We start from the raw sequence: 20980 nt of genomic DNA on the forward strand, positions 1-20980 counted from the left end.
GGCCATAACAGATACCTGTGCCCTTTGCGGCTCAGGCAGTAAATGAAAAGGAGAATCAACTATGAAAAAATTACTGGCGATCGCATTATCATTCGTAATGTCAGCTGCTATGCTCACAGCCTGCGGCGATGACGATTCCTCGTCCTCCAAGAAGAGCAAGGACAGCTCCTCTACATCAAGCTCTGCAGCAGCAGACAGCAGCAGTAAGTCTGATGACGACGCTTCCGACAGCGATGCAGACGCAGACGCAAGCTCTGACGATGCAGGCGATGCAGACGCAAGCTCCGATGATGCAGCAGGCGACGATGCAAGCTCTGACGGCGGCGATGTAAGTGTAGTTGCTGAGGGTGACGGCGCTCTCACAAAGGCTTTCTCTGAGAAGATGAAGGGCGGCAACTATACAATGGGCATGAAGATGAACCTTAAGGGTCTGGATATGAACGCTCTGATGAAGGTTGACGGTGAGGATCTCTACATGACATATGACCTTCTCGGTGATGCTGAGATAATCAAGTCCGGCGACAGAATGGTAGTTCTTTCACAGAGCCGGAAGATGTATTCTGAGGTAGGTGCTGACGAGGTAAATGAGTACAAGAGCCAGCTCGGTTCCTATACACTTGATGATGCTGCACAGTTTGTAAGCACAACAGAGGAAGACGGCATGACAGTTGAGACATTCAACGTTCCGTTAAGCATGAAGCTCGGCGAGGGCGTAACTCTTGATTCCGGCGCTGATTCCATGACAGAGGCAAAGTACTTCTACGATGCTGACGGCAATCTTAAGAAGATCATCACAGACGCTCCCATATTAGGTGAGACAACTATCGAGATCACTATCGAGATCACACAGCTCTCCTTCGGCGATGCTAAGATCGAGATCCCCGATCTCTCCGGCTTCACTCAGGTAGACGAAGAAGGCAAACCGGTTAAGTAACAGCTGACCGTTTCAAAAAAACACAAAGATATGAACAGACCCGGTGCTTTCATAGCGCCGGGTCTTTTGTGTGCGGTCTGGTATTATGTGAATAGTGAATAGTACTCCATAAACGCCCCTTAGGACACTCTTCACTCTTCACTCTTCACTATTCACTATTAACTGAGCCCTTGCTGCCGATGCAGCAAGGGCGTTTCTGGAGCAGATAACGGGAGTCGAACCCGCATCACCAGTTTGGGAAACTGGAGTAATGACCGCTATACTATATCTGCATATTTATGTACATTACTTAAGGCAACACCGCACGAAGATTGTGCGCAAATTGCGTACAAAGCCTTCAGGCGGTCTTTGTGCGGTGTTGCCTTAAATATTATATCATGTATGGCCGCCTTTGTCAAGCGAAAAATGTCGATAGGTAAATATCAGGTGCGCTATTGCCAATATCCTCCGGGTGTGGTATAATTGTCTTGATAAGATGATCTTTTTCGGGGAGGAAAGTGTTATGGTAGATATACTTTTAGTCGAGGATAATAAGGAGCTCAGCTCGCTTCTGTGTGACTTTTTAAGGGCTGAGGGGTATACAGTCAGTGTCAGCCCGGACGGGGAGAACGCTCTGTCGCTCTATGATAAATACGGCGCAAGACTTGTGCTGCTCGATATCAATCTCCCGGGAATGGACGGCTTTGCGGTGTGCAGGAGGATAAGGGAAAAGGAAAACACCCCCATAATCATCCTCACGGCAAGGCTTGATAAGGAGGATAAGCTAAACGGCATAATCTCCGGCGCTGATGACTATATAGAAAAGCCGTATGACATAGACATACTTATCGCAAAGATAAAGGGCATTTTCAAGCGCCGCCTTGCAATAGACACTCTGACCGACGGCGACCTGACGCTTGATATCGCAAACGAGTCGGTGACAAAAAACGGCGAGAGGCTTAATGTGACTGCCAAGGAATTCGAGCTGTTGAAAATGCTTATTGAAAACAAGGGGCAGACACTTTCAAAGGAGCTGCTCTTTGACAGGATATGGGGCGCAGACAGCGAGAGCGAGCCGCAGACGCTCACCGTGCATATAAAATGGCTTCGCCAGAAGATTGAGCGTGACCCTAAAGACCCCGAGCGCATACTCACAGTCTGGGGCAAGGGCTACCGCTATGAGAGCGCAGGAGGGCAGAAGGATTGAAAGGCTTTGATAAGTTCGCAGCGGCGGTCACAGCACTATTTCTGCTGACTGCGGCTGTGGTGAACATAGCTATCCTCAGTGCCGACACAGGCAGCGCTGATATGGCAAGGGTGGATACCGAGCGTGTAAAGTATCAGATACAAAACGGCACCGTGCCTGATGCGGACGATTACGAGCATATCATTGGCATATATAAATACGACGGCAGCGGGGACTTCTACGAGAGCCGCAACAGCTACGTCATATGCGCCCGGGGCGATGAGCTCTACCGCATTGAATACAAAGCAGCCGGCGAGGACGACGAAAAGCGCCGCACGCTGATAACGGTGAACACGGTCATGGGGCTGTCACTTGTAATGCTGGCAGGCGTGTTTGTATATATCAGAAGAAAGATAATCACCCCCTTCAACGAGCTCAGCGAGATGCCGATAGAGCTTGCAAAGGGCAACCTCACCACACCGCTGAAGGAGAGCAGGAGCAGGTTCTTCGGCAGATTTGTGTGGGGCACGAATATGCTCAGGGAGACTATGGAAAAGCAGCGTGAGCGTGAGCTTGTGTCGCAAAAGGACAAGCAGACGCTTATCCTTTCGCTGTCGCACGATATCAAGACACCTCTCTCCGCCATAAAGCTATATGCAAAGGCACTTGAAAAGGGACTGTATGACGACCCCGAAAAGCTCGCCGAGGTATACTCAGGCCTTGAAGAAAGAGCAGATGAGATAGAGGGGTATCTTTCAAAGCTGTCAAGCGCTGCGAGGGAGGATTTCTTAGGGCTTGAAGTACACATGAATGAAGCCTATCTGTCAGAGCTTATGACGGATATAAAGAAGCTGTACACATACAAGCTCGAAAACACCGGCACAAAGTTTATAACAGGCGAGTATTCCGACTGCCTGCTCAAGTGCGATGCCGAGCGTGCTGTCGAGGTGCTGCAAAACCTTATGGAAAACGCCATAAAATACGGCGACGGCGGAGAGATAGCCATTACCTTTTCTGACGAGGAGGACTGTCGCCTTGTCACAGTCTCAAACACCGGCTGCACGCTCTCTGAGGACGAGACTTTGCATATTTTCGAGAGCTTTTACCGTGGCTCGAATGTCGGCAGCAAGCCCGGCAGCGGTCTGGGGCTCTACATCGCAAGGCAGCTGATGCTCAAAATGGGCGGCGATATCTTCGCAGACATAAAAGACGGCAGAATGAACATAACGCTTGTCTTTGCCCGGGCTTAATGAGCGCTTATGCCCGGTTAGTTCGCTTTCTTTTTGTAAAAAATATGTTAAACCTGCATAATATGACAAAATATTCTTGAATTATTTTGGAGAATATGTTATAATATAATGTGACATAGAATAGAATATTACAACCAGAAGCAGGTGAATAATATGAAAATGATGTTTATTGGCGCAAACCATGAGGTAACAGGCAGCTGTACCTATATCGAGGCGTGCGGCAAGAGGTTCCTTGTTGATTTCGGTATGGAGCAGGGGTTTGATGAATTTGAGAATGTAGCTATCCCCTGCAACCCCTCACAGATAGATTTCGTGCTGCTGACCCATGCGCATATCGACCATTCGGGTCTGCTGCCGCTGCTGTTTGCAGGCGGCTTCAAGGGCGAGATACACGCTACCAAGCCCACAGCTCACCTTTGCGATATAATGCTGCGTGATTCGGCGCATATTCAGGAATTTGAAGCCGAGTGGAAAAACAGGCGTGGTATGCGTGAGGGCAAGGAGGAGTATATTCCGCTGTATACTATGGAAGATGCCCTCGGTGCGATACTATTATTCGTTGAGCACGAATACGGTGTCTACAAGGAGATATGCGACGGCATACAGATACGCTTTACCGATGCCGGGCATCTGCTTGGCTCGGCAAGCATCGAGATAAAGCTGTATGAGAACGGTGTCAAGAGAAAGCTCGTCTTCTCGGGCGATATCGGCAACAAGGCACAGCCGCTGATAAAAGACCCGACATATATCGAGAACGCAGATTTTGTCGTAATGGAGTCAACCTACGGCGACAGGCTGCATCACCGCCCGACCGATTATGTCGCAGCGCTCGCACAGGTTCTGAGGGAGACATTTGAAAAGGGCGGCAACGTCGTTATCCCGTCGTTCGCTGTCGGCAGAACGCAGGAGCTTTTATACTTTATCAGGCAGATAAAGGAGAGGGCACTTATCCCTGAGTATGCCGATTTCCCGGTGTTTGTAGATTCGCCGCTCGCAATAGAGGCTACCAACATCTTCATTAAAAACTACGCCTCCTGCTTTGATGACGAGGCTATGGAGTATATCGCAAAGGGCATAAACCCGATAAAGTTCGAGGGGCTCAACATCGCTGTCTCGCCTGATGAATCGAGGGCGATAAACTTTGACTCACGCCCCAAGGTCATCATATCATCAAGCGGTATGTGCGAGGCAGGCAGAATAAAGCACCACTTAAAGCATAACCTCTGGCGGCCTGAGTGTACGGTAATGTTTGTCGGCTATCAGGCGGTGAACACCTTGGGCAGAAAGCTCGCAGACGGTGCAAAGAGCGCCAAGCTGTTCGGTGAGGAGATAGCTGTAAAGGCAAGAGTGCTCACACTTCCGGGTATCAGCGGCCATGCTGACAAGAACGGCCTTGATGAATGGATAAAGGCTATCGACCACCCGAAGAAGGTGTTCGTAAACCACGGCGATGACAGGACATCGACACTGTATGCCGAGCATCTGCAAAACGACTTCGGGCTCGATGCGGTAGCGCCCTACAGCGGTGCTTCATTCGACCTTGTGACCGAGATATACGAAAACGGCTCACCTGTACGCAACGAGCGCAGGTTCAAGGCAGAGCCCAGCACTGTATACGGCAGGCTCGTGGCAGCTGTTGACAACCTCACAGCCCTTGTGCGTGAGAGCTCCGGCAGGACGAACAAGGATCTTGCCAAGCTGACCGACAGCATAAACAACCTTATACTGAAATTCAAATGACCAAGGAGCATCAAAACAATGTTTTTCTCAAATAAAAAGCAGATAGACCTGATAGACTGTATAATAATCGAGGTGTCGGGAATGCGCTTCCGCCATGAGTATTCGATACTTCAGAAGGAAGACACCGCAGAGGTGACACGCTACGAAATAAAGATAAGAGACGGCAGAGATGTAAAGGAGCGTGACGGCAGCGCCGAGGTGAGTGCAGCCGAGATACTGGAGCTTTGCAAAAACTGCGACATAGTCAAGTGGGACGGCTTCCACGGCGCACACCCCAAAAACGTGAGCGACGGCATAATGTTCAGATTCAAAGCCTCCGTCAATAACGGCGAGTTTCAGATACACGCTGACGGCTCTGAGAATTTCCCAAAGCACTACAAGGAGTTTATGAGTGCGCTTGATGAATACATCAGAGGGCAGCAGGCCTGAGCTGTGAACGGGCAAATACTGAGAATTAGGAGAACCGTAAATGAAAAAACTGAGTATAGCATCAATAAACGACCGCTGCAAGAACGATATGGGCGAGTTTATAGATGAGAGCGAGAAGAAATATTCAAGAAGGATACAAAAGGCAGCAGAGATACTTGCGCAGACGCATCAGGATAAGCCTATAATACTGCTTTCGGGGCCTTCGGGTGCCGGCAAGACAACAAGTGCAAAGCGCATAGAGGAGCTGCTCGACAAGCAGGATATCGAGACATACACGATATCTATGGATAACTATTTCCTGCCGGAGTCGGAGACACCCGATGCGGTGGACGAGAACGGCAAGGTAGACTACGAGTCGCCCTACAGAATGGATATCAAGCTGCTTAACGAGCACATGATGAAGATAGCAAACTGCGAGCCTGTCGAGATACCCACATTCAACTTCGCAGAGCAAAAGCGTGAGCCGGGCATAGTTTACAAGAGAAAGCCGGGCGAGCTGGTGCTCTTTGAGGGCATACACGCACTCAACCCCGAGGTGACAGGCATTTCCGATGACATAGCAAACTGCATCTATGTGTCTATCCGTACAAGACTGGAGCTTGACAACGGCGCATTGCTGCACCCGTCGCACATAAGGCTCATGAGGAGGCTTCTGCGTGACAAGCAGTACCGTGGCAGGGGCTTTGAGGCGACTATGGATATGTTTGACAGCGTAGAGCGTGGCGAGAGCCTTTACATAATGCCCTACAAGGACAGAGCAAAGATACACATCGACACATTCATCATGTATGAAGCATCGGTGTATAAGCCTTTCCTGTCAGACGAGCTGCACCAGGTCTTTGAGAAGAACGAGGATCACAAGAACCACGAGCAGATGGAGACATTTTTAAATGCCCTTGATGCGATACCTGCCGAGAGAGTGCCGGATTATTCGCTTGTCAGGGAATTTATCGGCGGCAGCAGATTTGAATAATAACACTCCGCCCCCTGCGCATTACACACAGGGGGCGGAGCTTATTATTTTATAGGGGAGTAAATGTGATGGCGTTTACTGTATCTCAAGCCTTCTTGCGGTCGGCACCTCGGGCTGCTTCTTGGGCAAGGTGAGAGTGAGTATGCCGTTTGTGTATTCGGCGGCTATCTTCTCTGCATCAACGCCTGTGAGGTCAAAGCTGCGCTTGTACGAGCCGTATGTCCTCTCACGCCTGATGTATTTGCCCTTATCGTCTTTGTCCTCGGTCTTTGCCTCGTGCTTTGCTGAGAGGGTGAGCACATCGCCGTTTATGTCGATGTTTATATCCTTCTTTTCAAAGCCCGGCAGCTCTGTTTCCATAACGAACCTGTCGCCCTCGTCCTTGATGTCTGTCCTTGCAGGTGCAAAGCCGCCTCTGCGGAAGTCCTCATCAAACCCTGCGAACGGGTCGAATATATCAAAGCCTCTGTTATCAAACGGTGTAAGTCCAAACATAATGATTCCTCCTTTAATTTGTATCTGTTGTTTTTATCTGTCAGAGCTCTCTTTATGTTCCATTGGTACCAGCCTCTTTCCTTTGGGGTATCGCCCTTGTCATTGTCTATATGATAGACCTGCAATATGATAATTGTGTGAACATTTAGTGGCTGTTTTCTGAAAATTAGCACTCGTGACAAGAGAGTGCTAAAAATGACAAATTACGGCAGATTGTCAGAAAAACTGCCGCCGGCATAGTATATATCAAAACGCAAAAGGAACATGATACTATGCTTGAAGTAGTTTTGATATGTATAGCCGTGTGCGCCGATGCCTTTGCCGCAGCCTACGCCTACGGGTTAAAGGGCGTGCAGATAGGGCTTCTCAGCTCGGCGGTGATAGGGTTTACGGGGGCGCTGTTTTTAGGGGTGTCGCTGTCGGCGGCAAGTGCTGTGAGCGCTTTGCTGTCGCCCTCGGTCTGCACGACGTTCTCAGCGGCGGTGCTGATACTCATCGCCATGAAAAACCTTGCCGATGTGCAGCCTGCCTCTCGGCCTGAGGGGGAGAGCACGCCTGACGATATATCCGCAAAGGGGTCGTTTGTGCTTGCGGCAGCACTGTCTGTTGACTCGCTCGGTGTAGGCTTCGGCGCAGGGGTGACTATGACCACGGCGCACAAGCTCTCTGCCGTGCTGCTCTGCCTGCTGCTCGGTGTTATCGGTGTCAGGCTCGGGCATTTCTTAGGCAGCATATTCTCCTGCAGGGCGAGCAGATACAAAACAGCCCTGCTCTCATCAGCGATACTGTTTCTTATCGCTGTAATGAAACTGGTTTAGCGCAGGCGCAAAAAAAGACCGCTCTTTTTACGGAGCGGTCTATCTGTCTGAGCGTTATCAGAGCTTTGAATAGCCGAAGCTGTTTACAAGCGCATCTACCTTCTTGCCTGCTTTGCACATCGGGCAATCAGCAGGAGCGTAGTTCTTGTAATCAGGCATATCCTTCTCACTGAAGAGAGCGTGTACTTCGATGCCGTTTATATCCTTGATAGCCGAGAATATAGCAGCCACAGCAGCGAGGTTGCCGCTGTAATACTTTAAGCACTCAACTGCTCTGTTGATAGTCTTGCCTGTTGATGCAGAGGATATGAGCAGCAGCACCTGCTTGCCCCAAATAGCCTTCTGCGTGTTGTCTCTGAATATCATCTGATTAACTGCGTTGAGCTCGGGCGTTACAACGCATATGTCCTCGCCCTTGTTGATGCCGCTCGCAGAGAGCTCCTGAGCGAGGAATGCGCCGAGTATCTCAGTGCCTTCCATGCAGATGATAGTCTCGATATGTGTGTTTGCGTATGTGAGTGCGAGCTCGCTTGCGGCTTCCTTAGCCATTTTGAAGCTCGACTTTATCTCGGTCATAGCAACGTAGTAGTTGATGTGTGAGTGGTTTGTTGCATAGTGGCCGGGTATAACACCTATCTTGACCTTTTTATTCTTTGCGGATTCAATGGTCTGCATACGTTCTTCCATTATCTTAGCCTCCCTGATAATAATTTCTTACCCTATTATTATAACACATAATATATGATTTTGCAAGAGGGAAAATGTGCAATATGACCTAAGAACCCAAAAAATCACACAAATACACACAAAAAACCGGCGCCGCCCTGACTGACGGTGCCGGTATATGCTTTACTTTTTGAAAAGGCTCTTTTTCTTTGCCTTTTTGTTCTGCTTGATGATCTCGAGCGGGTCGCCGAAGCGTGCCTTGTTGTCAAGCACAGGTGCCGGAGCCTGCTGAGTCATAAGGTTTGACATTTCCTTCATGAGCAGCTGCTGCTCGTAGATAGCCACAGCGTCTTCTATAGTCTCAGCCTCGCCGCTTTCAAGGTAGCCCTTTATCTGTGCGGCATTAGCCATATACTCAAGCGGTATAGCGCAAAGCTGTTTTTCCTGAAGACCCTTGTAGTATTCGTCCTTCTGCTTGATGAGCAGCTCTTCACGGGACTTAAGAGCGTCTATCTGCTCCTTGATGCCCTCGTTGACCTCTACCTGATTTTTCTCAGCCTCGGTGAGCTTGAACTTATTGAGCGATATAAGGAAAGCTGCCATAGCCACGAAAATGACAACAAAAGCGATAGCCGGAATGAACCACAGCGAAAAGCCGCAGAGCCCGAGCAGCATAAGCCCCATAATAACAGCACAGCCGCCTGATATCAGCAGCGAGCGCCTTATCTTATAGCCCATGTTGAAGTTTTCGACTACATAGTTGTTATCGTGTATATATGTTTTAAGATATTCTATATTCTCCTTGTTGACTGTTACAGCGTCTTCAAACTCAAAGTAACGCTCACAGTAGGTGACAGTCTGTTGCATTCTTTCAAGCTCTGTCAAAGAAGATCATCCCTTTTCTCTAAAAATGCTTTCGGCAGATATTGGTACGCCTTATATATTATAGCACGTTATAACAGTCTTGTCAATAATTAATTCATTATTATAATAAAGTTAGGCATTATTGACATATTGCAAATATCGTAGATAAGCACTTTAACGATGTTGTTACAATTCGGTGACAAGCGCAGGCGAGTTGTCTGCACATTTTGTGCTGATGTACTGTACTTTTGCGCTGAGGTTGAAAAAAGGAATGATATGTGGTATAATAGTAGGCGGTTAGATAACAGGTAACAGGTAACAGGTAACAGGTAACAGGTAAGGTGTCCTGCTTCGCAGGACGTATCAAAAAAGCTGTTATCCCATATTGCCCGAATGGGCATAAGCGGCTTTTCCGCACCTCAATTATGCATTATGCATTCTTAATTCTGCATTATAATCGTGCATTGATATGGTGATACTATGGAAAAAATAGACGGCATATGGTATATGAGCGGCCTGTCACGCAATGACAGCAGCCGTATAAAGAATACTGACGAGCTCACGGCGTTTGTTGATGCTATGGGCTTTGTTCCGCTTTTTAAAAACGACATCGAGGGCTTTTCGGTCGAGGAGCACACCGCAGCGCAGAGCTGGTGGACGGGGGCAGCTGATGACCCGTGGGAGATGCGTGAGCAGGCAGCGCCGCAGCATAAGATAGCCTACGGCAAGTTTTTCGGCGGCAAGGCAGGCTTTATCTCGCTGTCGCTGCTGCCCGACTTTGTAAACTACAGGCGTGACGGGTATGACTTTGACTCGCTGTGGGAGGAAGGCAAGGGCAAGCTACGGCAGAAAAAGCTCATGGATCTTTTTGAGCTTAAAAACGAGTGGTTCTCGTATGAAATGAAAAAGGCCGCAGGCTTCGGCAAGGGCGGAGAAAAGAACTTTGACGGCACTATAAACCTGCTGATGCAGCAGATGTATGTCGTGATAGGCGACTTTAAAAAGAAGGTAAACAAGCGCGGCGAGGAATACGGCCTTATGAAGTGCTCAAAATACTGCACCCCCGAGAGCATATGGGGGTATGACACAGTGTGCTCGGCATACAGCCGTGAGCCGGAGGAGAGCAGGCAGCTGATATACGAGCAGCTCTACAGGCTTTTCCCGGGTGCTGATGAAAAAGCAGCGAATAAGCTGATAGGATAGAAAGGAAGAATAAAAATGACAAAAAAGCTGTTTGACAACGGTGAGCTTTATGAATTCGAGGCAACAGTCCTCTCCTGCGAGCAGGGCAAGAAGTGCTGTGAGGTAACGCTTGATGAGACAGCGTTTTTCCCCGAGGGCGGCGGCCAGCCGGGCGATGTGGGAACCTTAGGCGGCGTTAAGGTGCTCGACACTCAGGAAAAGGACGGAGTCGTTATCCACAAGATAGACAAGCCCCTTGAAGTGGGTGCAAAGGTAACAGGCATCATTGACAAGTCAGTGCGCCTGCGCCGTATGCAGAACCACTCGGGCGAGCATCTTATCATGGGCTTTATACATAAGCGCTTTGGCTATGAAAATGTAGGCTTTCATCTTGGCAGGGACGAGGTGACGCTTGACCTGAATGGCCCTATCACCTACGAGGAACTTCTTGAATGCGAGCGCCGGGCAAACGAAGCGATAGCAGAAGATGTGAAGATAACCATATCCTACCCCGATGACAAGACGCTTGAAACGCTCCAGTACAGAAGCAAGCTCGAAAACATGGAGAATGTGAGGATAGTGACTATCGAGGGGATAGATGTCTGCGCCTGCTGTGCGCCGCACCTCTCATCTACCGGCAAGATAGGCATTGTAAAGGTGCTCACATCTGAAAGCTACAAGGGCGGTACGAGAGTGCATATCCTCTGCGGCCTTGATGCAGTCGAGGAGCTTGAAAAGAAGCAGGCATCAGTCAGGGAGATATCAAAGCTGCTCTCTGCCAAGCCTGACAAGACGGCTGATGCTGTAAAGCGCCTGCTCGATGAGAATATGGAGCTCAAGAAAAAGCTCACAGACATAGCAAACGCACAGGCCGACAGCATTATCGCATCGCTTTCAAATGACGGCAGGGGAGACTTCTGCGTGTTCACAGACGGCCTTGATGCAAACGCCATGCGCCGCATAGCAAACGAGGGCGTGAAGCTCACAGACGGAATGTTCGGAGTTTTCAGCAAGAACGCCGGCGGCTACAGCTATATCATCGCCTCCGAAAAGGTCGCTTTGCGTGCCAAGTCTAAAGAGATAAACGCAGCGCTTTCCGGCAAGGGCGGCGGCAGTGATGCCATGATACAGGGCAGCATCACAGCAGACGAGCAGACGGTGAGGGATTATTTCAGTTAACAGTTAACAGGTAACAGGTAACAGTTAAGGAGTCCGCCTTTGGCGGACGGATGCCCATTCGGGCGATATGGGGCAAACCGAAGGGGCTTGGGGGCGCATAAGCCGACACGGTCGGCTCGAAAGCCCCCAACCTGTAGCGCAGGAAAGCGAGAGCGTACCCTTGAAGGTGAAGCATTTGCTAAAAGAATAAAAGAGGTATCGTCTTCGGCGATGATTTAAAATATCATCGACCGTAGGTCGATACCTCTATTTTTATTTACTCAACTATTCACTATTCACTGAGCGTAAGCGCTTCACCATCCCATCTCCATGAGCCAGTTACTGAGGCTACGCTCACGGTCACGCAGGGGAGCTGAGCGGTCGAGTGTGAATTCGCCCTTGATGTTGCCGTCGTCTATGAAAAGCACCCTTGTACACCTTGCGGCGACCTTTGAATCGTGGGTCACGCACATTATCGTCGTGCCCTCGGAGTTTAGCTTGCACAGCTCGTCCATGACTTCCTCTGACGAGGTGCGGTTGAGAGCGCCGGTGGGCTCGTCTGCAAATATCATGTCGGGGTCGTTTATCATGCTGCGGCATATGCAGGCTCTTTGCAGCTGGCCGCCGGAGACTTCGTTGATGTCGTTGTCGGCTATATCAGCTATGCCGAGCTTTTTCATGAGCTCTCTTGCACGCTTGGCTGTCTGTGAGCGGCTCTCGGTGTTCTTTTTGCTCTTTACTGCCGGGAGGATAATGTTATCAAGCACTGAAAGGTTCTTCATCATGTACATCTGCTGGAATATAAATCCCATATCATCAAGCCTCATCTTTGCAAGCTCGTTTTCACTAAGGCCTTCCATGTCCCTGCCGCAGAATTTCACATTTCCGGCGGTCATTCTGTCCATTCCCGAAACGGTGTAGAGAAGCGTTGACTTGCCTGAGCCCGAAGGCCCCATAACAGCCACCATTTCCCCCTTGTCTATCCTGAAGCTGATGTTTTTGAGCACGTTGTTCTGCCTTTTGTTTACTATGTATGTCTTGCAGAGGTCATTTACTTCGAGTATTTTTTCCATGTTCAGTCTCTCCTTTTTTATTCTATGTTTGCCGTGTCAGATGCCTTTATCTTCCCTGTGTAAAGTGATGTGAAGAATACACCTGCGACTGTTGCGGCTATCACTGTGAGAGGTATTATTATAAATGCCTCGGGAATGTTCATTACATAAGGCACCTTTGTTATGCCGAATACGCCTTTGTATATAGGTGTCATCGTTATCCCGGTAAGAGGAACGCTGAGAGCTATTGCAAGTGCTGCCGAAAGCAGCCCTACTATTATAAAGCGTAATGTGTGGGTGAGTATTATCGTCCTGCCGGAGATGCCTAACGCCTTTTGCAGAGCTATCTCGCTTGTTTCCTTTGATATGAACGAACGCTCCATGAGCACGCTTATCATTATGATAACTATTATCGAGATTATCAGCATGAGGTTTTTTACATCGCCGAGAACTGATGACACGCCTGTGCAGTCATTTAAAAAGCCTACCGAGTCAAATGCCTGACATTCAAATATGTCTGCGAGCTTGTCGATGCGGCGTGCTGTCTCCTCATCGTCGGGGTGGTCGTCAAAGTCTATCTGGAAGGCGTAAGCTCCGCCGAACTGCTGGTATGGCACCGGGACGTCCTGGTGCAGCCTGCCGCTCTCGCCGCCCTGTGTAAAGCTGCCGTAAAGAGCTGTCAGCAGGTATTCTTCCTTTTTGCCGTTTATATCGAGCATCACCTTGTCGCCTATCTTAACGCCTAACTTTTCTGCTGCGACCTCGGTGAGGGCTATCTCGTGTGCATTCTGCGGTGCTGTGCCTTCGGTGTAGTCATAGTCTGTCGTCTTTGTCTTTTCACAATACTGGAAGGTGAGGCTTTTTACCTTGTCGCCGACTGAGATGTTTACCATGCACATAAGCTCTATGCGCACATCGCCGGGCATATCGTTTTCTCTGAGCACCTGTGCTATCTCGTCCTCTGCCTGCTGCACGGTCTTTCTGCCGTTAAGCAGATCAAACTGTGCCGTTGTGTATGCAAGGTATGCGTCGCTTTTCTTTACGCCGAGAAGCGTTACCATTTCCTCGCTGTTCATTGAGTTCGCCGTCGTCGAGAGTATCATGACGAGCAGCATACAGAGTGTGAATATCACGGTGATAATGCTGTATCTTCTTGGCGCTGAGAGAATGTCATTCGTTGCTAAGAAGGGTGCTGTGCCGAGCCTGCTCTTTGAAAGGCTCATGATGCCTCTTTTTCTGAAACGCTCGCCTGTCTGGCCGTTTCTTACAGCGTCTATGGGAGAGAGCTTCTTTATCTTTCTTGTGCATCTCCAGCCAAAGAGCATTATTATCACTACGACTGTCATCGAGTAGATAAAGCTCATGACCGTGCGGTTTTGGGTTTCAAGCACCATGTTGTCGCTTACCGACTTTATGAGCATATCGCCAAAGGGTGCGCTCAGTACAAAGCCTATCATTGCACCGATGAACGCTATGCCGAAATACTTTACAAGATAGAGTGCCCTGATAGAGCCGTTCTTGATGCCTATAGCCTTCATAACGCCTATCTCACGGAATTCCTCAGCTATCGTGAAGCCGATAGTGAACCTGAGCACCACGAATGATATGACAAGAAGGAAAATGCTCAGTACAAGTATCATCGCAGCGACCGATAAGTCCATAAAGTATGTCATCTTAAGCAGATCCTTGTCGCCCTTGAAGTAGATGCCGTCGACTTCTGCCGTTTCCTTTTCGAGAGCGTCTGCGTCTGTGGTGTCTATGTAGTAAAGCGAGCCCATGTTCTTTGAGGTTATCTGCTCGTTTGAGAGGAGCGTCTTGTAATCCTCCTCATTTATCAGAAAGCGCTTGACAGCCATCATGTCAGAGCCTAAGGGTGCGTCCTTGAAGCTGCCTGCGACTTCAAGCTCAAGCACTGTGCCGTCCATTTCCACGTTTATCCTCTGGCCGACGCTGAGTCCTGCCTTTTTGAAAAATCCGACGTTTGTGAGCACCTTGCCTCTTTCGACGCTCTCTATGACGTTGTTGTCGCTGTCAAAGTAATTGAGCTTTATCCTGTCGATGCTGTTGATGTCTGATGCGTTGCTGTATTCGAGCACCTTTTTGCCGTCGGGGTATCTTATGTTCGAGTCGTTGACGTAGATGCATTCCTCACGCTCTACATCTGTCACGACGCTGCTGTTTTTGAGTATCGTGTACAGCTTGCTGTCCTGGCCGGGGGTCTCGCCTCTTGCTATGATGAAGTAATCCTTCACCCCTGCCTTGTCAAAGTAGCTGTCACGCCCTGTGAGCACTGCCATGATGTTGTTTACACTCGATGCTGCGAACATCGCCGAGAGTATAACGAACAAAAGCAGTATGCAGTTCATTGTCTTTTTGCGTTTTAAGTCTTTCTTTAGTATCTGAAAAAACATCTTGCTGTCTCCTTTCCGTTGTCCTTTCCTTTGCTGTGTCTAAAGTATAACACGGCATTTATTAAATAATCCTTAAATGCCTTTTTGCGCTTGTTTTTGCCGGTGTTGTCAAAAAGAGAGGTGTGAGTTTGTGCAGATTTTACGAATCACAAAGCCCCTGCATTAATTTCGCACCCGTATCTTCTTAATAAAGGTATTATAAGTGAAGGGGCCGCAAAAGGCCGCCCAAAATACTAATACCGGGAGGTAAATATTATGGCAAATGAATTACTTGAAAAGGACACAGAACTGACCGAAGAAGCACTCGAAGCAGTATCAGGCGGCAGAGAGATGTATCCCGAGGAAAAGGAGCGCTTTGATAAGCTGGTCGAGAATTTTGACAGGCGTATGCGCTCAAGAGATGATAAAAAAGGTATGTCAAGGGTAGCGGACTTTGACAGAATGGTGGAAAAGTACAAAAGACGCATATGCTCATTGAGGGACGGCTCAGACCCGGTCATGTTTGATGATTTTCTCAGGGAGTACGGCTTTGATGAGCTGATATTCAGAAGCTGATGTTAATGATAAGAATTAAAGCCTGCGCTTTGGCGTGGGCTTTTCTTATGCCTTTATTCGTCAAAGTTCATAGTATGTTAACAGACTGTCTAATATATATAGATATATATAGATTATAATTGTTAACATATGGAATATGACAGGAGGAATAATAATGAAAGTCTTGGCAAAGATAAAGGTGCTGTTTCTGATATTCGCAATACTGTTTATACTCTTTGGCATAGCCTGTGTCGGCTCAAAGGGCTATATCGAGGATTTCAGAGACGATGTAAAGAAAAAGGGTGTGAGCGGTTTCACAAGGGTCGAGTATCTCGGCCAGAAGCTCAGCTATGATGAGTTTATGGACAAGTCTGAAAAGGACATCGACACTATGGCAGGCGCTATACCTGTATGCTTTGTAATGGGCGGCGTGAATGTTGTGCTTTTCGTGCTTGGCGAAGTAAAGGCAAAGCAGCTAAAAAAGAACGGATAATACACTTGTGCGGTGTTACCCTTGACTATAATAAGGAGAAATAGATATGAAAAAAATGTTAGCTTGCGCTCTTGCTATCTGCATGGCTGTGTCTATGGCTTCGTGCAGTGACAGCGACAGCAGCAGTAAAAAGGATAAGAATGAGAGCAGCAGCTCATCGTCAGCTGCCGACAAGCAGGATAAGACAGATGCGGCAGACGCTGAGGCGGCCGGCAACACCACCTCAGCCCCCGAGGAGAGCACTCCTGAGGAGACAACTACCACAGCCGAGCCTGAGCCTGAGGAGGACGGCACAAAGTATGCCTACTACGACGACCTTGCAGCTGAGTATGAAAAGTCAGGCAACACCACCTGCTATGGCGCAAAGCAGAGCTATTCGGGAACTGCCTATGGCAACGACCTGAAGACCCCCGTCGTGTCAAACGGCGAGGTATACGGCTTTAACGTCCGCAAGCAGATACTCTGGCATATCGACAAAAACGGCAATAGCAACGTTGTTGCAGCAGAGGTCAGCCGTGATAATACACCCGTTTTCTGCGCGGGGTATTTCTACTACAAAAAGGACGAGACTATCCACAAGGTAGGCGCAGACGGCAAGGAAGCCGGCTCGCTTAAGATAGACACCGACAAATATGGCTGGGGCTTGGAGATACAGTATGTAACACCTGCCGGACAGGTCATCGTCGGCGACTATTCAGGCCACTACTATGTGGCAGACAGCTCGCTCAAAGGCCTTAAGGAGATGCCCCTGCCTGACGGTGTGTCTGACTATTCCGGATTAGGCTTCGGCCCTGCATACGGCAGCAAGGTATTCATGGAAAAGGTAAACTACGCCTTTGACTGCGACAGCCTGACCTATACAGAATCAAGCTACAACACAAACGTCGGCGACAACGGCTACAGAGTCGTAGGCAAGTATATGCTCGGCAGAAACAATAAGGGCACAGCGCTCGGCGACTATATCTACGACCTTGAAGCTGACAGCGTGGTCATCCAGGGCATAAAGATAGAGGTCAATACGCCCTTCTGGCGTTCCTACTTCGGCGGTAACTATAACATAGACCAGTCAACAAGCTGGAGAGTTATCAGATACTCGACCACCCAGGGCGACGAGGAGCTTGTGAACACCTACGCCACAGTTGACAGCGAGATAGCAACGCCCATTGACGACAAGAGCTATGTGATAGTCAAGGACGACGGCGTTTACATCAAGCCCTTTGAAGGCGGCGAAGAAAAGCAGGCGTTAAAGTTTTAAATAGCTAAGGATACCTCCGGGATCTCCGGGGGTATTATTTGTAAACGTTGACAAATGCTTAAAAACGTGATATTATAGTTATGATACATATAGGCAACACCGCACGACCCCTGTGCATCAGATGCGCCGTCCAGATTTTCGTCAGATTGCCTATATTCGACGCAGGCTTGCTGACGCAAGTCAAGGAGAATTTGGGTAATATGACGGAAAGCTGGCAAGCAGATGATGTGCAGAGGCGTTAGCTGCGGGTTGTGCGGTGTTGCCTATAATAAAATAAGGAGATAAAACCTATGAGCGTAACTATAAAGGACGTAGCCCGTGAGGCCGGCGTGTCGGTCGCAACTGTGTCAAGGGTATTAAACGGCAGCGCAAATGTCAGCGAGGCATCGTCAAAGCTCGTCCATGAGACGGTGCAGAGACTTGGCTATTCGCCGAACTTCCTCGGCCGTAACCTCAGAAAGCGTGAGACAAATGTCATACTCGTGATAATGCCCACCTCAGAGCACTCGCTCTACGGCAGCATAATCTCGGGTATGCAGGAGTATGCTTCTACGCTTGGCTATGATATAATATCCTCGGCATATAATAATGTGTCGGCTAACGAGATAAGGCAGATGAATATGCTCTTTAACAGAACGGTTGACGGCGCAGTGCTGCTCGGAACATCGCTCTCTGCCGAAAAGCTCAATGAGATAGCAAGGAATTACGATATAGCTCTCTGCTGCGAGGGCGTTGAGGGCGCAGATGTGCTCACCGTCGCAGTCGATGACGAGCAGGCAGGCTATGACGCTGCAAAGGTGCTCGTAGGCCTTGGCCATAAGAGGATAGGGCTTATCTGCGTTGACTCGGCAAGCGTCTCCTCCCGCAAGCGTGAGAACGGCTATCTGCGTGCGCTCGCCGATTCGGGGATAGAGGTAAAGAACGAGTATATCTGGCGTGGCACATACGAAGCCCACAACGGCGCAGATGCTATGGAGCATTTTATGAGCCTTGACGAAAAGCCTACAGCCTTGTTCGCCGTTTCCGACCTGCTTGCTGTGGCTGCCTGCAAAAAGGCACAGAATATGGGGCTCACAGTCGGTAAGGATATCTCTGTCATGGGCTTTGATAATATCTCGATGTGCGAGATGTTCACCCCCACCCTTTCGACAGTCTCTCAGCCCTGCCGTAAAATGGGCGAGTTCGTTGCAAGAAAGCTCATCGAGAATTTCGGCACAGCCAATAAGGACAAGAAATTCTACCACCTGGGGCATGATGTCATCATCAGGGAATCGACAGGGAAGATATAACACCAGCGTTGCACGCTAAAAGAATAAAGAAGAAAGAATAAATAAGAAATAATAAAAGAGGTATCGACCTATGGACGATGATCCAAAAAATCATCGGCGCAGGAAATGTTTTGCAAAGCAAAACTTTCTTCTTATCGACTTTCGCCGATAAGATACGATACCTTTATTATTCGTTATTCTTTCTTCTTTTTTATTTCTTATTTTAGCAGTGGCGGCGAAGACGTTGTATTGTAAAACACATTTACCGCCACTGCGCCTCCGGGCGGCTCGCTTTTTTATGCTCATATTTAGTAAGAATATGAAAAATACCGAAAATATGAAACTGACGAGGGCGTATCATAATGTGCAGCTCTTGTATTTTTGTGTAACGGCGGCACTTGCTGCCGATGTGCCGCCATGCCGGCTGCCGGTGCTATTTCAGGGCAATTTCAGAAAACGTTTGCGTAATGATATGACACCTCTCAGGTGAATTTTTGTGCAAGGCGATTAACAAACGGTAACGGCGGGGTGTGCTATATTCACAAAACGAAACCTTCAAAATTGTGCAACCCACCAAATCTTATGACAAATAATATACATAGGCAGTAGATTTCTTGACAGGGGATTTATTATTTGCTATACTTAAATTCGGGTAAGAGGGTATTGCGCCCATTTTCCCGAAAATATGAAAGCTCTATTTTCAGATACACTGATTTCAAGTGAAACGGAGGAAATGCATTATGAAGAATATCAAAAAGATCCTTGCGGGCTCTATGGCTCTTCTTATGGCATTCGGCGTTGTCGGCTGCGGCAAGAGCGACGGCAGCAGCGAGGAAAGCTACGAGCAGAAGGTCGAAGTTGATACTGAGGCTGTAAAGGATACTATCGAGGCTATCCCTGACGGCGCAGAGAAGGAGATCACATGGATGTCCTACTTCGATATCAACCCCGGCAAGGCAGTAAAGGAAAAGAGAACTGACCTTACACTTTTCGAGTCTCTCGGCGGTTCTATCAAGTATTCAAGAACGACATCACTCAACAAGTTTGAAAAGCTCGCTACAGCAGTTATGTCAGACCAGGTGCCTGATATATTCTGGTATGAGCAGGGCATGACATTCCCTTACAGCGTTATCGCAGGAATGTTCCAGCCTGTCGACGAGATAGTTGACTTTGACAAGCCGCTGTGGAAGGACGTTAAGTCCACTGCTGACCAGTTCGTTCTCAACGGCCAGCACTTCGTTGCACCTATCAATATGCTCCCGCTGTCTGTTATGACATACGACAAGCATATCCTTGAGGCTGCAAACCTTGACGATCCCTATGAGTACTACCAGAACGGTGAGTGGACATGGGATAAGTGGTATGAGATGATGGAAGAATACTGCGCTCAGTCTACTGAGGAAGAGCCGCTTTACGGTGTAAACGGCTGGTTCGCACCTTTCTTCTACCACTCCACAGGCTCTACTCTCGTTAAGTATGATGCTGACAAGAATGAGTATGTAAACAACCTCAACGACGGCAACCTTGAAAGAGCTGCAAACTTCCTTTCTGAGGTAAAGAAGAACGGCTTCTATAACCCCGAGTGGATAGGCGGCGCTCCCGAGGCATTCCAGAAGAAGACTCTGTTCTACGCTATGGGCCCGTGGGCATCGTTTGATGACCATACACCGGCTGACGGCGAAGAGTGGGGCATGGTTCCGATCCCGAGAGATCCTGACACAGACACACTTTACCAGTCGATAGACGTTAACGCTTATATGTGGGTAAAGGGCTCCAAGAAGAAGGAAGCTGTTAAGTGCTGGCAGGAGTGCGCAAGAATAGTATACGTTGACGATCAGTACAAGCAGACTGAGAAGGAGAAGTTCGACGCAGTTAACCCCAACTGGTCTGATGAGATGTATAACCTCGTTTATGAAGAGCTTATCGACGAATCCAAGTATACTCAGGTATTCGACCCCGGCTACGGTATCTCCACCAAGCTGTCTGATAACGATGCAGCTACAAACGAAACCAAGGAAGCAGTTGTTGCTCTCGTTTACAGAGGCGTTATGACCGATGACGAAAACGGCAACCAGCTCACATGGACACAGCTCAAGGAGACATATACAAACGTATTCGACTCCGAGCTTGCAGAGTTCAACAAGAAGCTCCACGAGTACACAGGCAAGTAATTGCATATCACAAGCGGCAGGTGACCCCTGCCGCTTTTTTTGTGTCGTACTGCTGTGCTTGCTATTTGTCATCAGGTGTGGTAAAATAGAAAAGTGGTTTTACCTTAAGAAATATTTAAGAA

The 20980-nt window shown here is 48.6% G+C and carries 19 protein-coding genes and 1 tRNA gene; 14 read left to right on the forward strand and 6 right to left on the reverse strand.

Annotated elements, in window-relative coordinates:
• The first annotated feature begins 61 nt into the window (after positions 1–61).
• On the forward strand, positions 62–934 hold the full coding sequence (locus CD05_RS19345; protein ID WP_028508966.1) for a hypothetical protein: 873 nt from the start codon (positions 62–64) through the stop codon (positions 932–934).
• Positions 935–1131: 197 nt separating this feature from the next.
• On the opposite strand, the gene CD05_RS0101300 is transcribed toward CD05_RS19345, so the two are convergent.
• Positions 1132–1206: transfer RNA gene (locus tag CD05_RS0101300), tRNA-Gly, on the reverse strand.
• A 230-nt stretch (positions 1207–1436) separates the two neighbouring features.
• On the opposite strand from CD05_RS0101300, the gene CD05_RS0101305 reads away from it, so the two are divergent.
• The 5 genes from CD05_RS0101305 to CD05_RS0101325 all read left to right on the forward strand — a co-directional run bounded on the left by CD05_RS0101305 (position 1437) and on the right by CD05_RS0101325 (position 6491).
• A complete protein-coding gene (locus CD05_RS0101305) occupies positions 1437–2120 on the forward strand; it encodes a response regulator transcription factor (RefSeq protein WP_028508967.1) in 684 nt (227 codons plus the stop codon).
• Entirely contained in the window at positions 2117–3349 is a 1233-nt protein-coding gene (locus CD05_RS0101310) for a HAMP domain-containing sensor histidine kinase (protein WP_028508968.1), read from the forward strand. The genes CD05_RS0101305 and CD05_RS0101310 overlap by 4 nt, the downstream gene beginning before the upstream one ends.
• A 153-nt stretch (positions 3350–3502) precedes the next feature.
• Positions 3503–5089 carry an MBL fold metallo-hydrolase gene (locus tag CD05_RS0101315; protein WP_028508969.1) on the forward strand — a complete coding sequence of 529 codons (1587 nt, stop codon included), beginning with the start codon at positions 3503–3505 and terminating at the stop codon, positions 5087–5089.
• 18 nt (positions 5090–5107) lie between these two features.
• Complete coding sequence (locus CD05_RS0101320) at positions 5108–5518, forward strand: hypothetical protein (RefSeq protein ID WP_028508970.1); 411 nt, start codon at positions 5108–5110, stop codon at positions 5516–5518.
• 40 nt (positions 5519–5558) lie between these two features.
• On the forward strand, positions 5559–6491 hold the full coding sequence (locus CD05_RS0101325) for a nucleoside kinase (RefSeq protein WP_028508971.1): 933 nt from the start codon (positions 5559–5561) through the stop codon (positions 6489–6491).
• A 75-nt stretch (positions 6492–6566) separates the two neighbouring features.
• Here CD05_RS0101325 and CD05_RS0101330 read toward each other — a convergent pair whose 3' ends face one another.
• Positions 6567–6986: an Hsp20/alpha crystallin family protein gene (locus tag CD05_RS0101330; RefSeq protein ID WP_028508972.1), complete on the reverse strand. Its 420-nt coding sequence runs from the start codon at positions 6984–6986 to the stop codon at positions 6567–6569.
• 272 nt (positions 6987–7258) lie between these two features.
• On the opposite strand from CD05_RS0101330, the gene CD05_RS0101335 reads away from it, so the two are divergent.
• Positions 7259–7804, forward strand: coding sequence for a hypothetical protein (locus CD05_RS0101335; RefSeq protein ID WP_028508973.1), 546 nt, complete (start codon positions 7259–7261; stop codon positions 7802–7804).
• Between the two features lie 57 nt (positions 7805–7861).
• Here CD05_RS0101335 and CD05_RS0101340 read toward each other — a convergent pair whose 3' ends face one another.
• A complete protein-coding gene (locus CD05_RS0101340; RefSeq protein ID WP_028508974.1) occupies positions 7862–8491 on the reverse strand; it encodes an orotate phosphoribosyltransferase in 630 nt (209 codons plus the stop codon).
• A 162-nt stretch (positions 8492–8653) separates the two neighbouring features.
• A complete protein-coding gene (locus CD05_RS0101345) occupies positions 8654–9355 on the reverse strand; it encodes a hypothetical protein (protein ID WP_028508975.1) in 702 nt (233 codons plus the stop codon).
• 459 nt (positions 9356–9814) lie between these two features.
• On the opposite strand from CD05_RS0101345, the gene CD05_RS0101350 reads away from it, so the two are divergent.
• Both CD05_RS0101350 and CD05_RS0101355 read left to right on the forward strand, forming a co-directional pair.
• Entirely contained in the window at positions 9815–10537 is a 723-nt protein-coding gene (locus CD05_RS0101350) for a hypothetical protein (RefSeq protein ID WP_028508976.1), read from the forward strand.
• Between the two features lie 15 nt (positions 10538–10552).
• Complete coding sequence (locus CD05_RS0101355) at positions 10553–11695, forward strand: serine-tRNA(Ala) deacylase AlaX (protein WP_028508977.1); 1143 nt, start codon at positions 10553–10555, stop codon at positions 11693–11695.
• 293 nt (positions 11696–11988) lie between these two features.
• On the opposite strand, the gene CD05_RS0101360 is transcribed toward CD05_RS0101355, so the two are convergent.
• Positions 11989–12747 (reverse strand): ABC transporter ATP-binding protein, encoded by a 759-nt coding sequence (locus tag CD05_RS0101360; protein WP_028508978.1) that lies wholly within the window; start codon positions 12745–12747, stop codon positions 11989–11991.
• Between the two features lie 17 nt (positions 12748–12764).
• A complete protein-coding gene (locus CD05_RS0101365) occupies positions 12765–15137 on the reverse strand; it encodes an ABC transporter permease (protein WP_028508979.1) in 2373 nt (790 codons plus the stop codon).
• 255 nt (positions 15138–15392) lie between these two features.
• Here CD05_RS0101365 and CD05_RS0101370 point away from each other — a divergent pair, with 255 nt between their 5' ends.
• The 5 genes from CD05_RS0101370 (at position 15393) to CD05_RS0101390 (ending at position 20858) form a co-directional block, all read left to right on the forward strand.
• Positions 15393–15692: a hypothetical protein gene (locus tag CD05_RS0101370; RefSeq protein ID WP_028508980.1), complete on the forward strand. Its 300-nt coding sequence runs from the start codon at positions 15393–15395 to the stop codon at positions 15690–15692.
• 154 nt (positions 15693–15846) lie between these two features.
• Positions 15847–16164, forward strand: coding sequence for a hypothetical protein (locus CD05_RS0101375; RefSeq protein WP_028508981.1), 318 nt, complete (start codon positions 15847–15849; stop codon positions 16162–16164).
• A gap of 46 nt (positions 16165–16210) precedes the next feature.
• Positions 16211–17419: a hypothetical protein gene (locus CD05_RS0101380; protein WP_028508982.1), complete on the forward strand. Its 1209-nt coding sequence runs from the start codon at positions 16211–16213 to the stop codon at positions 17417–17419.
• Positions 17420–17709: 290 nt separating this feature from the next.
• The gene (locus CD05_RS0101385; RefSeq protein WP_028508983.1) at positions 17710–18708 is read left to right on the forward strand and encodes a LacI family DNA-binding transcriptional regulator; all 999 of its coding nucleotides are present in this window, start codon (positions 17710–17712) and stop codon (positions 18706–18708) included.
• Between the two features lie 719 nt (positions 18709–19427).
• Positions 19428–20858: an extracellular solute-binding protein gene (locus CD05_RS0101390; protein WP_028508984.1), complete on the forward strand. Its 1431-nt coding sequence runs from the start codon at positions 19428–19430 to the stop codon at positions 20856–20858.
• The last annotated feature ends 122 nt before the right edge of the window (positions 20859–20980 follow it).

It is taken from the genome of Ruminococcus sp. NK3A76 (assembly GCF_000686125.1).
Lineage (GTDB): Bacteria > Bacillota > Clostridia > Oscillospirales > Ruminococcaceae > NK3A76.

Excerpts from the sequence above, each read along its gene's own strand:
- CD05_RS0101375 (WP_028508981.1), top strand. The coding sequence starts at position 15,847 with ATGAAAGTCTTGGCAAAGATAAAGGTGCTGTTTCTGATATTCGCAATA.
- CD05_RS0101325 (WP_028508971.1), top strand. The coding sequence starts at position 5,559 with ATGAAAAAACTGAGTATAGCATCAATAAACGACCGCTGCAAGAACGAT.
- CD05_RS0101305 (WP_028508967.1), top strand. The coding sequence starts at position 1,437 with ATGGTAGATATACTTTTAGTCGAGGATAATAAGGAGCTCAGCTCGCTT.
- CD05_RS0101390 (WP_028508984.1), top strand. The coding sequence starts at position 19,428 with ATGAAGAATATCAAAAAGATCCTTGCGGGCTCTATGGCTCTTCTTATG.
- CD05_RS0101370 (WP_028508980.1), top strand. The coding sequence starts at position 15,393 with ATGGCAAATGAATTACTTGAAAAGGACACAGAACTGACCGAAGAAGCA.
- CD05_RS0101340 (WP_028508974.1), bottom strand. The coding sequence starts at position 8,491 with ATGGAAGAACGTATGCAGACCATTGAATCCGCAAAGAATAAAAAGGTC.
- CD05_RS0101330 (WP_028508972.1), bottom strand. The coding sequence starts at position 6,986 with ATGTTTGGACTTACACCGTTTGATAACAGAGGCTTTGATATATTCGAC.
- CD05_RS0101385 (WP_028508983.1), top strand. The coding sequence starts at position 17,710 with ATGAGCGTAACTATAAAGGACGTAGCCCGTGAGGCCGGCGTGTCGGTC.
- CD05_RS0101315 (WP_028508969.1), top strand. The coding sequence starts at position 3,503 with ATGAAAATGATGTTTATTGGCGCAAACCATGAGGTAACAGGCAGCTGT.
- CD05_RS0101335 (WP_028508973.1), top strand. The coding sequence starts at position 7,259 with ATGCTTGAAGTAGTTTTGATATGTATAGCCGTGTGCGCCGATGCCTTT.
- CD05_RS0101380 (WP_028508982.1), top strand. The coding sequence starts at position 16,211 with ATGAAAAAAATGTTAGCTTGCGCTCTTGCTATCTGCATGGCTGTGTCT.
- CD05_RS19345 (WP_028508966.1), top strand. The coding sequence starts at position 62 with ATGAAAAAATTACTGGCGATCGCATTATCATTCGTAATGTCAGCTGCT.
- CD05_RS0101355 (WP_028508977.1), top strand. The coding sequence starts at position 10,553 with ATGACAAAAAAGCTGTTTGACAACGGTGAGCTTTATGAATTCGAGGCA.
- CD05_RS0101365 (WP_028508979.1), bottom strand. The coding sequence starts at position 15,137 with ATGTTTTTTCAGATACTAAAGAAAGACTTAAAACGCAAAAAGACAATG.
- CD05_RS0101350 (WP_028508976.1), top strand. The coding sequence starts at position 9,815 with ATGGAAAAAATAGACGGCATATGGTATATGAGCGGCCTGTCACGCAAT.
- CD05_RS0101320 (WP_028508970.1), top strand. The coding sequence starts at position 5,108 with ATGTTTTTCTCAAATAAAAAGCAGATAGACCTGATAGACTGTATAATA.
- CD05_RS0101360 (WP_028508978.1), bottom strand. The coding sequence starts at position 12,747 with ATGGAAAAAATACTCGAAGTAAATGACCTCTGCAAGACATACATAGTA.